We start from the raw sequence: 13,641 nt of genomic DNA on the forward strand, positions 1-13,641 counted from the left end.
ATGTGAGAAATATGGCTTAACTAAGTTATTATCACAAAGAAAGGAATTAAAGGAGAACCATGGAAACTAAGATTTTAAAACCCCTTCCCTTATTTAGAATGGGTTACAAGAAAATAAAAAGTCTAATTATTGATGGAACACTTAATCCGGGGCAGCGTTTAACGGATAAACAATTGTCCGATCTTTTGGGTATAAGCAGGACACCTGTAAGAGAGGCAGTTAGAATCCTGTGCAGGGAAGGTCTTTTAGTAGGGGAGGACGGGATACTAACTGTGTATGAACCTACCCCCAAGGATTTAGGAGAGATTTATACCGTCCGGGCTTCTTTGGAGGGATTAGCTCTTTCTATTATTATGACACGAGGTATACATGAACAAGTTGCTGACGAACTACAGGAATATGTCGATATTAGTTTGGCTGCAGAAAGAAGCAGAGATTATTACAAGGTTGCAGAATGTAACAGGAAAGTTCACAGCAGAATCATTGAAGCAAGTGAAAACCAGCTAATTGCTGAGCAAATGAAAACCATTAATGCAAGAATGCATTTATTCCGCCGACTGTCATTAAAGCAGGATACACATGTTAAGATTTCTATCAAAGAACATCAAGACTTGGTAAAGAAACTGCGCAAGGGAAATATTCTAGAATGTAGAAATTTATTAGAAAAACATATTATACACGCTGGTAATCGCTTGTTCTGGGAACTGATTAATGGTAGTGCTTTTAAAGATACTGGCTGTAAACCCATAGGTGATTATTTGGAAATGATGATTAAGTTGTTTGATGATGACTATTCAGGTACTCCATTGAAGTCAACTCAAATTTAGGGGTGCCAAGCACCCCTAAATTTGGTCAGGTTAAAGCTGCGGATGAGAAAAAAGAAGGTAGGGCTTACCCTCACGGTGTGCCCATTTATGACACTGTGGAAGAAGCCATGGTGGCTGAAAAAGCCGAGGCTTCCGTAATTTTTGTACCGGCCAAACAAGTAAAAGATTGTGCTTTCGAGGCTATCGACGGCGGAATCAAAACTCTCGTGATGATTACTGAGCACGTGCCTTTACATGATGCTATGGAAATTATGGCCTTTGCGGAAATGAAACAAGTACAAATCATTGGGCCAAACACCTTTGGTCTGATTTCACCGGGTAAATCGAAGATCGGAATTATGCCTAACAGTATTTTCATCCCCGGTTCAGTCGGAGTCGTGGCGCGGAGTGGGACTCTCAGTTATGAAATTGTCTCCCAGTTAACCAATGCTGGGATTGGTCAGTCGACGGTTGTTGGGTTAGGGGGAGACCGAGTCGTCGGTTTATCCTTTATTGATGTGTTGGCTCAATTCGAGGCAGATCCGGAAACAAAAGCGGTTGTTTTGGTGGGGGAAATCGGCGGTAATGCTGAAGAAGAAGCGTCGATTTTCATTAAAACGATGACTAAACCAGTGATCGCCTTCTTAGCAGGCAAAAGCGCTCCTCCTGGGAAGAGAATGGGTCATGCCGGAGCTATCATTGAACGTGGCAAAGGAACCTATGACAGTAAAGTCGTCGCCTTGAAGGCAGCCGGAGCCTATGTAGCGTCACTACCCTGGGAAGTGAGTGATCTCGTTAAAAAAGCGTTGACTGAAGCATAAGGAGATGTTTAGGTTTTGGTACTAGCGATACAGACTGCTACCGTTTTGGTCAGTCAAGATTGGTGTAAGAAGTGCGGGATATGTATAGCGTTTTGTCCTAAAAAAGTGCTGGAAAGCGACGAATTAGGAAGGGTTGTGGTTGCTAAGCCAGACCAGTGCATAGCCTGTAAGATTTGTGAACGGCTTTGCCCAGACTTTGCCATCAATATCGAGGTGACTAAAGATGAATAAAGCCAGATTAATGCAAGGAAATGAAGCCGTAGCCGAAGGGGCCTTAGCGGCCGGGGTTCTTTTTTACGCAGGCTATCCGATCACTCCGTCCACAGAAATAGCCGAAATAATGGCCGAGAAATTGCCTTTAATCGGGGGAACCTTTGTCCAAATGGAAGACGAAATAGGGAGCATGGCAGCGATCATCGGGGCCTCCTTAACCGGACTTAAAACCCTGACCGCAACCAGCGGGCCAGGAATTTCACTCAAACAGGAAAATCTGGGGTATGCCATAGCGACGGAAGTCCCCTGTGTCGTGGTCAATGTGCAACGTGGAGGACCAAGTACTGGACTGCCGACGTCCCCCGCCCAAGCGGACGTTATGCAAGCTCGCTGGGGCACACATGGCGACCATCCGATCATCGCCTTAACGCCATCCTCAGTGCAGGAGTGTTATGAACTTGCAGTAATCGCCTTTAATATGGCCGAGGAGTTTCGAATCCCCGTCATATTGCTCATGGATGAAGTGGTTGGCCATTTGCGAGAAAAAGTAGTCCTACCTCAAGAATTAACCATCGTTAACCGGAAAAAGCCGGCTGTACCACCGGGTGAATATATCCCTTATGAAAACAATGAGAGCATGATCCCCGCTATGGCGAACTTTGGCGACGGTTACCGCTATCATGTAACAGGGTTAACTCATAATGAAAAGGGCTTGCCTACAGGGAACCCGGAAGTGACAAAAAAGTTTATGCAGCGTTTAACCCAGAAGCTAAACCCTTATTTAGATCGGATCCAATTAGTCGAAGAAGTACAGCTTGACGATGCGGAACTGATCGTGGTAGCTTACGGCTGTACTGCCCGTTCAGCCTTGGAGGCGGTTCATATTGCCCGCAGCGTTGGCCTAAAAGTTGGACTCTTTCGCCCCATCACGATTTGGCCTTTTCCGAAAAAACAGCTGGAGAAGTATTCTGACCGGAAGTACTTAGTCGTGGAAATGAACAGCGGCCAATTGGTCGGCGAAATCGAAAGAATCTTTGGCTATAAAGTAGTTGAGCGCCTGAACCGCATTGACGGAGAACTCATCACTCCCCAGGAAGTGCTGGACAGAATTCGGGAGGGGATTCACAATGTTTAGTGATATTGCTCAATATTTCCGAACCGAGACGTTACCGCATATCTGGTGCCCAGGGTGTGGGATAGGAACCATCACGGCAGCCATCGTCCGGGCCATCAAGACGTTGCAGCTTGACCAAAATAAGGTGATCTTTGTTTCTGGAATTGGCTGTTCCTCTCGCCTGCCGGGCTACTTAGACTTTAACACCATCCATACGACCCATGGGAGAGCGTTACCCTTCGCCACGGGAATTAAAGCGGCCCGCCCAGAGTTGGATGTCTTCGTGATCATGGGAGATGGAGATTCAACGGCCATTGGTGGTAATCATTTAATTCATGCCGCCAGGCGCAATATTGATCTAACAGCCATAGTCATAAATAATAGCATTTACGGTATGACCGGTGGTCAGACCTCTCCCTTAACCCCTCATGACAAACGGGGAACGACCTCGCCTTTTGGCAACTTGGAGAGACCCTTTCAAGTTCTGGAGTTGGTTAAAGCAGCGGGTGCTACTTATGGGGCCAGAGCCACGGCCTACCATAATCAACTGCTCACAAAATTAGTCATGGATGCTTATAACAATCCGGGTTTTTCGCTCGTGGAAGCCATTTCCCAGTGTCCTGTTTCCTATGGACGTCGCAATAAATTTAAAACCCCAGCGGATATGCTGCTCTGGCAAAAGGAACACGCCTTCAAAGAAGGAAAACGGGCTGCCCGCGAGGACGATTTCCAGATCGGCGAGATTTTCTCACGACAGGCACCAGAGTATACGCAAGAATACGAGAAACTAAGACAGAGATTAAGAAATTAAGGGAGGGCAGTCGCAATGGCTAAGCAAGAATTTCTGTTAACCGGAACGGGCGGACAAGGCCTGATTTTAGCGGCGATCATGTTGGCTGAGGCAGGAATTAATGCCGACCAAAATGTTGCACAGAGTCAAAGCTATGGTCCCGAGGCCAGGGGAGGTGCCAGTCGGGCGGAAGTCATCATCGGCAACGTTGCGATTTATTACCCTAAAGTCGAAAAACCGGACTTTGTCTTAACCCTCAGTCAAGAAGCCTATAAAAAGTACGGCTTGCATCTTACTGAAGAGGCCATCCTGATTGTGGATAATTCCCAGGTTACAGAAGTTAAGCCGCGCAGTAGAAATTTTTATTCGTTGCCGATCACAAAAACGGCCCGCACTCAATTTGGTTCCGAACAAAGCGCTAATGTAGTGGCTTTGGGAGTGGTGGCTTCCTTAAGTGGGGAAATTCCTTGGGAGAATGTTATGCAAGCAGTCCAGCAACGGGCTCCTAAAGGGACGGCGGAACGAAACATCAAAGCTCTGGAATTAGGGTGGCAAATGGGTTTGGACGCTGGGGCTAAACAAAAAACTAGACATAGTCAAAACGAAGGTGATGAGCAGTGGCGGAATTAATGAAATGGGACTGGACCAAGCATGATTTAACCAGCTTAACGGAAAGCCTAGCAGCCGTTTTATTAGAGGAGTGGGGCGGGCCTAGAAGTCCTCTTGCTCTTAAATACATCAATGAAACCATCATTCCAGATCTCGTCTCTTGTTTTAGCAATAATGCGGACTTACTGACGAATTCCACCTTTGCCGAGATAATACAATGGAAATTAAAAAACCAGTTTGCTAACCCGTCCGCTGTCGTCGTGGATTTAGCCAAGGACTTACTAAAACCAGCGCAAAGGATCATCAACCGTCCGCAAATTACGGATCCTAAGGAACCCTGGCGCCGAATTTTCCGCCTCTGGATCGGTGAGGAATCCCTACCCAATATCGCAGAAAGGACCGGCTATCCGTTAGATTATCTGGATTTACTGGTCCTCAGATTAAAAAAACTAAAAGCTTTTACGGCTAATACCAGGGCAAGCCTCTTAGAATGCCAACAGAACCCAGAGTTAAGAGAATTCGGCTTTGAACAGCTAAGTTTCCTCTACCAATTCCAAACTGCGGTAGCTGGAGAACCCTTATATAAGGAACGTTTAATCTTGGAGCAGGTGATTTGGGACCTGGGGATGCCTTTGCAGGTTCAAGATTTGGTGACTCTGCTTGAAATTATTCATACTCATGAAGGCGAGTTGGATGGGGACTCATTAATTTCAGCCATGAGCGAGGCTGCCGGAAGGTGGGGATCCGGAATTGGGGCATCTGGTGGCGACCAACGAGTAAATCTGTTTTCGTGCGTCCTAGATGGACTGATTTCCCTCCATTATATTCAAAAGAACAAAGCCGGGAAATTAACCCTTAGTGAAAAGAGCGCTCAAACCATTGCTGGTTATTTGCTCCCTAAACTTGGGGAACAGTTGAAGAGGGCTACTTCAATTCATGATTTTGAATTGGCCAAAGGAATTTTGCTTGGTCAAAATCAGGCAGTTTTAATACGACTGATTGATTGGACTTTGCGTGAATTAAACCAGGAACAGGCCTTTGAAGTGCTGAGCGGTATCTATAAAAAGGTTAGCAGACGGGTCGATATATACTTACTCAAGGTGTTCGCCAACTTACCCCTTGCCTTTGACCTTCTGATGAAATGCTTGGCTGACAATGACAGCTTGATCCGTGCTAGAGCATGTGAAGCCTTGGGGCGTATTGGAAATAAAGTAGCGGTTTTTTCGTTAATCCAATTGCTGCGAGACCCGGTTGTTGGGGTGAAGGAAATGGCGGCGCAAGCACTTGGAGAAATGGGAGCATCAGCTGCTGTCAAAGAATTATTAAGAGTTGCCGAGGATTACGGAGAATCGATTAATGTTAGAGAGCGAGCCCGCGGGGCGGTCCGAAAGATTGAAAGTCATAGTGGGGAGGGCTTTTCCTCATGATCAATAAACGTCTCGAAGTTGATGAATTTAATGCCCAGCGACAGGAGGTTCTCAAGCAATGGCCAACTGGGGCAGATGTCAATTTATTAGAAGTTGTCACCTATCATAAGGCCATGCCAAGAGAGAAAGTTTTTGCGGAAGTGTTAGCCAAAGCTAAAGCAGAAGGACGAACCCTGGCTCAACCCCGGGCTGGAGTCGCTTTAATCAATGAACATATCGAGATGCTTAAATACCTTCAGGATGAGGGTGGAGCCGATTTATTGCCTACGACCATCGATTCCTTGACCAGACAAAACCGCTATCAAGAAGTGGAAAAGGCATTTGAAGAAAGTAAAATAGCTGGACATTCCATGCTTACTGGTTTTCCGGCGATCAATTATGGAGTGGTGGCTTGCCGTAAGGTCATCGAGGCCGTGAATTTACCTTGTCAAGTACGCCATGGCACTCCTGATGCGCGTTTATTGGCCGAAATTACGTTAGCCGGTGGGTTTACAGATTTTGAGGGCGGCGGAATTTCTTATAATATTCCTTACGCTAAGAACGTGTCTCTAGAAGAAACTATCAGTAACTGGCAGTATGTGGACCGCTTAGTTGGCTTGTACGAAGAGCATGGAGTTAGAATTAATCGTGAGCCGTTTGGCCCTTTAACAGGCACGTTAGTCCCTCCCTGTATTTCCCATAGTGTGGCAATTATTGAGGCTTTGCTTGCTGCCGAACAGGGCGTAAGAAATATCTCCTTAGGGTACGGGCAATGCGGGAATCTGATTCAAGATATAGCCGCAGTTCGAAGCTTAATTGAGTTAGGAGAAGAGTACCTAGCGCGCTTTAATTATAAGGATATTATGCTAACCAGTGTCTTCCATCAGTGGATGGGAGGTTTTCCTCAAGACGAAAGCCAGGCTTTTGGTGTCATTTCCTGGGGTGCTACTACGGCGGCGTTTGCTAAAGCTACTAAAGTAATCGTAAAGTCCCCCTACGAAGCCATAGGAATTTCTACTAAGGAGGCCAATGCTGCCGGGATAAAAGCTACGAAACAAGTCTTGAGTATGCTAAAGGACCAAATTTTCCCCGATACTCCGGAACTGCTACGGGAAAACGATTTGATCAAACTAGAAACCAGGGCTATAGTAAATAAGGTCTTGGAATTGGGAGATGGGAATATAGCTCTGGGCACCGTACGTGGATTTGAAGCAGGGGTCATAGACATTCCTTTTGCTCCCAGCAGGTTTAATGCCGGGAAAATACTGCCAGTCCGTGACTCGTACGGTGCAGTACGTCTACTTGATCATGGAAACCTGCCCCTTGGCAAGGAAAGCTTGGATTTTCACAGGGAGCGTATAGCAGAGCGTGGCAAGGAAGAAGGCAGAGTGCCGTCTTTTCAGATGGTTGTTGATGATATCTATGCTATCGGTAAAGGAAGGCTGGTCGGGCGTCCGAGATAGATAGATGATAAAGGTATACTGACGAGGGGAGAGATTCGGGTAGTGAAAATGTTTGAATATATGGGTAAGGAAGTTTTCGCCAAGTTCGACCTTCCAGTGCCGAAGGGGAGAATGGTTACCAATCCGGATGAAGCGTTTCAGGTAGCCACGGAAATTGGGGGCCCTGTGGTGATCAAGTCCCAGGTTCTGTCCGGTAAGCGGGGTAAAGCTGGTGGTATCAAGTTCGCCGATCATCCGGAAGGAGCGAGAGCCGCAGCCCAGGAACTGTTGGGTATGATCATCCAGGGCCTATCGGTAGATATCCTGCTTGTGGAAGAAAAATTGCAGATCGACAGAGAACTATATTTGTCCATCACCATCGATGCAGCGACCAAAATGCCAGTGCTTATCGCATCGGCCCACGGTGGTATGGATATTGAAGAAGTTGCTGAAAAGCACATTGTTAAGAAACATATCGATGTAGAACTTGGTATGCAAGAATTCATCGCCCGCGATGTGGTCAGAAGAATGGGCATACCTTTGAATGCCCCCCAAGGCAAGGAATTGGTCAAGATCATTAAAACCTTGTACCAAATCTTTACCCAAAAAGATGCTGAATTGGTTGAAATTAATCCGTTAGTGATCAGTGGAGACAAAGTCATTGCTGCAGATGCTAAGGTGACGATCGACGACGAGGCGCTCTATCGCCAATTAGACCTACCTCGGGTGGAAGAACGTACCGCCGCCGAAAAAGCGGCTCACGACCTGGGTCTTTCTTATGTGGAACTGGACGGTGATATTGGAGTTATGGCCAATGGTGCAGGTATCACCATGGGTACACTGGATACCCTCACCTATTACGGCGGGAAACCGGCAAACTTCCTTGATGCTGGTGGCGGAACGGGAGAGGAAGGCACGGCCAAGGCTCTTGAACTCATCTTGTCTAGAAACCCCAAGTCGATCATCATCAACATATTCGGTGGCATTACCCGTTGCGATGATGTTGCAAGGGCATTTGCCTCCGTCAAAAAAAATAGAGGAATCCCGGTTCCGGTGGTGATTCGCTTGGTGGGTACCAACCAAGAAGCCGGACGAGCTATACTGAAGGAAGTTGGCATTGAGGCCTATGATTTCATGCAGGATGCTGCCAAGAAAGCCGTTGAGTTGGCCAATTCGTAGTTCGAAGTTCGATTTGGGAATAAGTTCGATAAGGAGGGCTAGATAAATTGGCCATAATAATCGATGAAAATACGAACGTATTAGTCCAGGGCCTTACTGGCAAACAGGGCCTTTTCCACACTAAGCAAATGCTTGCTTACGGCAGCAAGATTGTCGCCGGCACTTCCCCGGGCAAGGGCGGTACCACCATCGAAGGTATCCCCGTCTACGACAGTGTGCGCGCGGCCTGTGAAAGTCATCGGATCGATGCGTCCGTCATCTTTATACCGGCAGCTTTTGCCAAAGATGCTGCTTTGGAAGCACTGGAAGCAGGTATAAAAGTTGTCGTAGTGGTTACTGAGCATATCCCGGTCCATGATGAAATGGCAGTTGTGGCTTATGCAAAACGTGTAAATGCTACCGTTATCGGTCCGAATACATTTGGCATCGTGTCCTCAGGTAAATGCAAGCTGGGTATTCCACCGAATCAGTTTTTTATTCCTGGATCTGTGGGTGTTGTGGCCCGCTCTGGGACTCTGACCTACGAAATCGTTGGCAACCTCACCGCCCAGGGTATCGGTCAGTCCACAGTAGTGGGTGTGGGTGGCGATAGGGTCGTGGGGCTGAGCTTTGTGGACGTTTTAAAACAGTTTGAGCAAGATCCAGAAACCAAGGCGGTTGTTTTAATCGGTGAGATCGGGGGTAACTCCGAAGAAGTGGCCTCTCTTTATATTAAAGAAATGACCAAGCCGGTGGTAGCATATATCGCTGGGAAGAGCGCCCCTGCTGGAAAACGGATGGGGCATGCGGGAGCTATTATCGAACGCGGAATGGGAACCTATGAGGGTAAAGTTAAGGCTTTGCTTGAAGCGGGTGCTAGGGTAGTGGAATTGCCTTTTGAAGTTCCAGAAGTCATTAAAGAAGTATTGGGTAGATAAGAATACTAGAGAAGACTTCCTACGCCAGTAATGCGACATTCATACGGAATTCAGACTTCTGACCGCGGACTTCGATTTTTAGGTGGGTAGGCAAATGTATGTAACAGTCAAGATGACCTTAGTGCTTATATCAATGGTATATCTCTTGAAGCGCAAGATTGCGATTGGCTATGTAATGCTTGTGGCCTCAGCCATCTTATTCATCATGTCTACCAGAGATCTGACGGTTGGGTACGCGGCGATTATTGGCACCCTTCGGAGGCAAGGTACCTGGGAAGTTATTATCGCCATGTACTTTGTGATGTGTTTGGAATACGAATTGCGGACCAGTGGCAGTCTGGACGGGTTTATGACCGCCACCCGCCAACTGTTTGGCAGTGATCGCTTATTACTGGCTTTTATGCCGGCATTGCTCGGTTTACTCCCATCTGTGGGCGGGGCCTTGTTTTCAGCTCCCCTGGTGGATAACGCCAGCCGCTGGTATCAACTCAGTGCGGAGACGAAGACGGCTATCAATTATTGGTTTCGCCACATTTGGGAGTTTTCCAATCCAATCGTGCCGGCCTTATTGCTTGCCAGTGAAATTACCGCGATTAGTTTAAATGTGTTAATCGAACATTTGGCTGTCTACACATGTGTCGCCACTATCCTGGGTTGGCTGGTTTTGCTAACGGGCCGGAACTACAATAGAGAAAACACTCTGACCCAAGGTCAATCCGATCAAGTGGAAACGACAAAGAATTCTTATCAAGCTGTGAAGGCTATCCTTTATGCGATTGGTCCTATTGTGTTAAACCTAATTCTAGTAACCGGATTTCATCTCAGTGCAGCAGTATCAATGGCCTTGGTCGTGGGGGTAATGGTGGCTGTTTTTCGCCTACGGGCTGCCCAAATCGGTGAGATGTTTAAGGAGTCCTTTCACACGAAATTATTATTGGGACTTCTGGCTATCTTCTTTTTTCAGCAGGTGTTGTCCGCGACCGGGAGCGTCAATGAGATTGTGGATCTGCTTAGGCAGTCCGGGGTTTCACCTGCGGTATTAGTCACCATCATTACCCTTACGGTGGGATTACTCACCGGCCAAATGACGAGTTTCGTAGCAATTACCTTTCCGATAGTTAATGTGATCGCACCGGGGGATATTAATCTTGTGACCATAGGCTATGTGATGGGAGTGGTAGGCACAATGTTGTCGCCTGCCCATCTTTGTTTAGTGGTCTCCTTAGACTACTTTAAAGCCAGTATCATTAACTCACTTAAGCCGATTGCTTTGATGGCCGGAATTATCACGGTCTTGGTGTTTATTCTAAACTAAACTAAACTAAACTGAACTGAACAGTAAATTAGGGGATAACCTTGATGAATCTTTTCCAATGAGCCCTTCGATTCTAATGGATTAGGGAGGTACTTAAAAAATTAACGGACCTGCTTTAAGAGCTGGGCCATATTTTTTCCTAAGGTGTGAAAAGTCAAGATTCCTTCAGCATCATTATGGACATCGCCTGGATCGGATAAGGTCATATTCCAATAATTTGAACTGCAAATGATCATTTCAGCTATGCCAAAGAAGAAGTTGATGGCAGAGTATGTAAAGGTTGAGCCCGCTCTACGGGCAGAAACGACCGAAGCAGCTGGAGAGGGTGAAAGGCTGATGGATTGAGGGTTTGGGGCATTTGGGAATTTGAGGTCATGTCAAAGGACAAGATTATCATAAGATTCAAATCAGGTTTTTAAATGGAGCAGACGCTGGCTACAAAATAAAATTACCTAGAAGAAACAACCGTCAAACTGTGAAAAGCAGATTTAATCATTACTCATCCGCTTAACAAAGATTACCCCAAATAATAAGTTTCAATAATACCCTGTTCTTGGGCAAATATTTTAAAGGATTATTTTCAAAACTATAATTTATTTTCCTCAATCGAACACCCTGCTTATCTAATGTATTCAAAGCTGTGTCTAATAGAGTTTGTTTTACAGAGTCTATCTCTTCTACAGAATTAACCACAATCATTTTTTGAGTCTCCCAACGAAACGGAGCGGTTAGCACGCCACTTGCTAAAACATGGGGTTCATTGGGAGCGTTGGCAATTGGATAGCTGAAAACAGGCGAAGTATCAAATATTTTGGAAAAGTTTACCATGGGAACAGGGCCAGGAAAGGGATTTAGCAACGCTATCGCTTCCTCCCATTTTTTTCGATTGTGGATATTTTCAATTATTATGGTCAAAGGATATCGCCCTGAAAGTTCTATGCCCTGAAATTTATTGACGACTTCCTGGACTCCGGGGAGGTAGTCTTCGGTAGCTCCCATCTTGATGCGCTGATCCTGCTCAAAAATAACTATAGTATTCTTATTTTTTTGCCAGTGACTACCCGAAATTAAATAAACAGCTTCTTTGGCTCGCCATGTAGCCAAAGGATTTGTTTCAGCCATCTTGCTACTAGCAAGGGTTCCGTCTCCTTTTAACAGATAAACCGGGGCAAAAATACCAACTTTATTCAACGACCTACCAATTTTTTCTAATAAAGCGTTTACATTTTGACGTAACAACGAATTAATCAACAAGTTATTTTCTCTCAACAAAAAATTAGCAGTGTTAAAAATGTCCGAAAAATAACAAGAGAATTGGCCCGGGCAAAATTGCTCTATTTTTTCGAGTATCCTAGGTGCAGAAGAGTTATCAATTAAAGAAAAAGTACTGTTAACGGCAACTTCTTTTATAGAAAGCATAGTCAAAGTTTCTAAAGTTTTTCTTAGTCGCACATCAAAGTCAGGCTTAATTGGCAGTGGCAAGTGAAAAGTATGGATTTTTACATTGCTCTTCTGCAATAAACTAGCAATCGGCATAAACTCTAGTGGAGTAGGTGTAATTCTTAAATACCCAAAGTTCTTGTTGCTTTTCAGTTCTTGCGGAATTATTTCCGTTAAATCACGAACCACTATTACATTTTCTATTTGTTGAGGATCTATACCATATCGGTTTAAGAATTGTTCCAAACTACTAATTGACAACGAAGAAATTCTCTCGGAAGCTACCACAACTTCGTTTACCCCATAGTTAATATCCACTTGTTCTTGTTGCCATATTAATACGATATTTCCGCCCATTTCCCCACCTCTTCAACCTAACGAACTAAGTTTTAATTAGTGTTATTTAATCACCGAAAAAATAAGAAAAGTATAGTTCCTCTAGGGATTTATATTTTGACTTGTACCCAAAATTTTGAGGCCCTATAAATTCAAGGGATTTTTTTGTTTTTAGCACCATGGGTGCGGGCATCCCTATAACCGCTACCTCTGCACCAACTGTTAGATTGCTGTTGCTAACAGGTTTTAGTGTTTCTAAATCAATGATAGAAATTAAATCTGGCACCATCGCGGCAACCTGATTATTTCGATAAGCTATCAGGTTTTCGTTTTTTACAAGAATCTTAAATTCTTCCTCTGCATAATAGCCCTTACCTTTGATGGCGATGGTATCCCATTCTAAAGTTTTGGTTCTGATATGGTTACTGGTGTCCACCGTTCCAACAAATAATTCTATAACACTGGCATATAAGGAATTCTTAGAAACCGCGATTAGATTGTTTAACAATTCTGCATATGATTTGGATTCAAGAAATGCTCTACCTATGTTTGCGGCAAAAGAAATCGTTTTGGGAATTAGTATACGTTTTAAGATATTTCCTGTTGTGGGATACCCCGCAAAAAAGCCGACCCCTCCACCCATATCAACAACTTGCCGAGTATTCAATTCCAATAAAAAAGTATCTTCATCATGAAAATGATAGTTATTTCCAAGGTAATCTTTTAATACGAAAGGGGTACTTGGCAGATTGTTAAGATGAAACGTTGTCATTTGAAATTCTGGAAAAGCCCTCCCCATGGCATCACCGTTTATGAGAGGTCGTTTGGATAGCCCGGCCACGAGCAGCGGATATAGAATATTCACCGATGCTGCTTCTAAGGGAAACAAACCTTGTATGCTGTTATTTCGCAGATTATTCAGTTGGTCAAATAAATCTACTCCTTCAAAACCGGTAATATAATGTTCTTCTAACAACTCGGGAGAACCCATAATGCCAACCGCCAAATATTGGTCGGAAGGATCAATTTCGTTTAATTCAATCAAGTTTACATCAAGGCCCTTACGAAAGGTTTCTTCTAGTAATTTGGCGATATTTCTTTCCCCGCCACCCCCGCCAGAACTTAAAAACATATTGCCCCACATCAAGGGTTGAATCCACTCCTTACTAATAACCTGCACTTTATTCCCCCCAAGCTAAGTTTCCCAATATTTCTTACGAAACAAGTCTGTATCACCTGGATAATCAGCAATC

13 protein-coding genes and 1 pseudogene are annotated in these 13,641 nt (G+C 45.0%); 11 read left to right on the forward strand and 3 right to left on the reverse strand.

The annotated features are described in order from the left end of the window. The first annotated feature begins 59 nt into the window (after nucleotides 1-59). The 11 genes from ACYQ3Q_RS17115 to ACYQ3Q_RS17165 all read left to right on the forward strand — a co-directional run bounded on the left by ACYQ3Q_RS17115 (nucleotide 60) and on the right by ACYQ3Q_RS17165 (nucleotide 10,612). A complete protein-coding gene (locus ACYQ3Q_RS17115; RefSeq protein ID WP_459929736.1) occupies nucleotides 60-827 on the forward strand; it encodes a GntR family transcriptional regulator in 768 nt (255 codons plus the stop codon). 2 nt (nucleotides 828-829) lie between these two features. Beyond that, entirely contained in the window at nucleotides 830-1,627 is a 798-nt protein-coding gene (locus tag ACYQ3Q_RS17120) for a succinate--CoA ligase subunit alpha (protein WP_459929737.1), read from the forward strand. Nucleotides 1,628-1,642: 15 nt separating this feature from the next. Then, nucleotides 1,643-1,858, forward strand: coding sequence for a 4Fe-4S dicluster domain-containing protein (locus ACYQ3Q_RS17125; RefSeq protein ID WP_459929738.1), 216 nt, complete (start codon nucleotides 1,643-1,645; stop codon nucleotides 1,856-1,858). Next, nucleotides 1,851-2,975, forward strand: coding sequence for a 2-oxoacid:acceptor oxidoreductase subunit alpha (locus ACYQ3Q_RS17130; RefSeq protein WP_459929739.1), 1,125 nt, complete (start codon nucleotides 1,851-1,853; stop codon nucleotides 2,973-2,975). Before ACYQ3Q_RS17125 ends, ACYQ3Q_RS17130 begins: the two co-directional genes overlap by 8 nt. Next, a complete protein-coding gene (locus tag ACYQ3Q_RS17135) occupies nucleotides 2,968-3,765 on the forward strand; it encodes a 2-oxoacid:ferredoxin oxidoreductase subunit beta (RefSeq protein ID WP_459929740.1) in 798 nt (265 codons plus the stop codon). Before ACYQ3Q_RS17130 ends, ACYQ3Q_RS17135 begins: the two co-directional genes overlap by 8 nt. Before the next feature lie 15 nt (nucleotides 3,766-3,780). Then, nucleotides 3,781-4,374: a 2-oxoacid:acceptor oxidoreductase family protein gene (locus tag ACYQ3Q_RS17140; protein ID WP_459929741.1), complete on the forward strand. Its 594-nt coding sequence runs from the start codon at nucleotides 3,781-3,783 to the stop codon at nucleotides 4,372-4,374. Then, nucleotides 4,362-5,780: a HEAT repeat domain-containing protein gene (locus ACYQ3Q_RS17145; protein ID WP_459929742.1), complete on the forward strand. Its 1,419-nt coding sequence runs from the start codon at nucleotides 4,362-4,364 to the stop codon at nucleotides 5,778-5,780. Before ACYQ3Q_RS17140 ends, ACYQ3Q_RS17145 begins: the two co-directional genes overlap by 13 nt. Then, on the forward strand, nucleotides 5,777-7,222 hold the full coding sequence (locus ACYQ3Q_RS17150; protein WP_459929743.1) for a methylaspartate mutase subunit E: 1,446 nt from the start codon (nucleotides 5,777-5,779) through the stop codon (nucleotides 7,220-7,222). The genes ACYQ3Q_RS17145 and ACYQ3Q_RS17150 overlap by 4 nt, the downstream gene beginning before the upstream one ends. Nucleotides 7,223-7,264: 42 nt before the next feature. Beyond that, nucleotides 7,265-8,380: an ADP-forming succinate--CoA ligase subunit beta gene (gene sucC / locus ACYQ3Q_RS17155; RefSeq protein ID WP_459929744.1), complete on the forward strand. Its 1,116-nt coding sequence runs from the start codon at nucleotides 7,265-7,267 to the stop codon at nucleotides 8,378-8,380. Between the two features lie 47 nt (nucleotides 8,381-8,427). Continuing rightward, nucleotides 8,428-9,297: a succinate--CoA ligase subunit alpha gene (sucD, locus tag ACYQ3Q_RS17160; protein WP_459929745.1), complete on the forward strand. Its 870-nt coding sequence runs from the start codon at nucleotides 8,428-8,430 to the stop codon at nucleotides 9,295-9,297. 94 nt (nucleotides 9,298-9,391) lie between these two features. Continuing rightward, a complete protein-coding gene (locus tag ACYQ3Q_RS17165) occupies nucleotides 9,392-10,612 on the forward strand; it encodes a DUF401 family protein (RefSeq protein WP_459929746.1) in 1,221 nt (406 codons plus the stop codon). A gap of 101 nt (nucleotides 10,613-10,713) precedes the next feature. Here the strand turns inward: ACYQ3Q_RS17165 and ACYQ3Q_RS17170 are convergent. The 3 genes and pseudogenes from ACYQ3Q_RS17170 to ACYQ3Q_RS17180 all read right to left on the reverse strand — a co-directional run. Continuing rightward, nucleotides 10,714-10,926: pseudogene (locus ACYQ3Q_RS17170) on the reverse strand (flavodoxin family protein); the annotation flags it as partial. A 193-nt stretch (nucleotides 10,927-11,119) separates the two neighbouring features. Further along, on the reverse strand, nucleotides 11,120-12,409 hold the full coding sequence (locus tag ACYQ3Q_RS17175; RefSeq protein WP_459929747.1) for a hypothetical protein: 1,290 nt from the start codon (nucleotides 12,407-12,409) through the stop codon (nucleotides 11,120-11,122). Nucleotides 12,410-12,455: 46 nt separating this feature from the next. Further along, nucleotides 12,456-13,532, reverse strand: coding sequence for an S-methyl thiohydantoin desulfurase family protein (locus ACYQ3Q_RS17180; RefSeq protein ID WP_459929836.1), 1,077 nt, complete (start codon nucleotides 13,530-13,532; stop codon nucleotides 12,456-12,458). Nucleotides 13,533-13,641: the final 109 nt, after the last annotated feature.

This window comes from Desulfosporosinus burensis (assembly GCF_054657535.1).

What these genes read in the sequence shown, in the direction of transcription:
- ACYQ3Q_RS17180 (WP_459929836.1), bottom strand. Translation starts at nt 13,532, where the DNA reads ATGTGGGGCAATATGTTTTTAAGTTCTGGCGGGGGTGGCGGGGAAAGA.
- ACYQ3Q_RS17115 (WP_459929736.1), top strand. Translation starts at nt 60, where the DNA reads ATGGAAACTAAGATTTTAAAACCCCTTCCCTTATTTAGAATGGGTTAC.
- ACYQ3Q_RS17140 (WP_459929741.1), top strand. Translation starts at nt 3,781, where the DNA reads ATGGCTAAGCAAGAATTTCTGTTAACCGGAACGGGCGGACAAGGCCTG.
- ACYQ3Q_RS17175 (WP_459929747.1), bottom strand. Translation starts at nt 12,409, where the DNA reads ATGGGCGGAAATATCGTATTAATATGGCAACAAGAACAAGTGGATATT.
- ACYQ3Q_RS17150 (WP_459929743.1), top strand. Translation starts at nt 5,777, where the DNA reads ATGATCAATAAACGTCTCGAAGTTGATGAATTTAATGCCCAGCGACAG.
- ACYQ3Q_RS17135 (WP_459929740.1), top strand. Translation starts at nt 2,968, where the DNA reads ATGTTTAGTGATATTGCTCAATATTTCCGAACCGAGACGTTACCGCAT.
- ACYQ3Q_RS17165 (WP_459929746.1), top strand. Translation starts at nt 9,392, where the DNA reads ATGTATGTAACAGTCAAGATGACCTTAGTGCTTATATCAATGGTATAT.
- ACYQ3Q_RS17130 (WP_459929739.1), top strand. Translation starts at nt 1,851, where the DNA reads ATGAATAAAGCCAGATTAATGCAAGGAAATGAAGCCGTAGCCGAAGGG.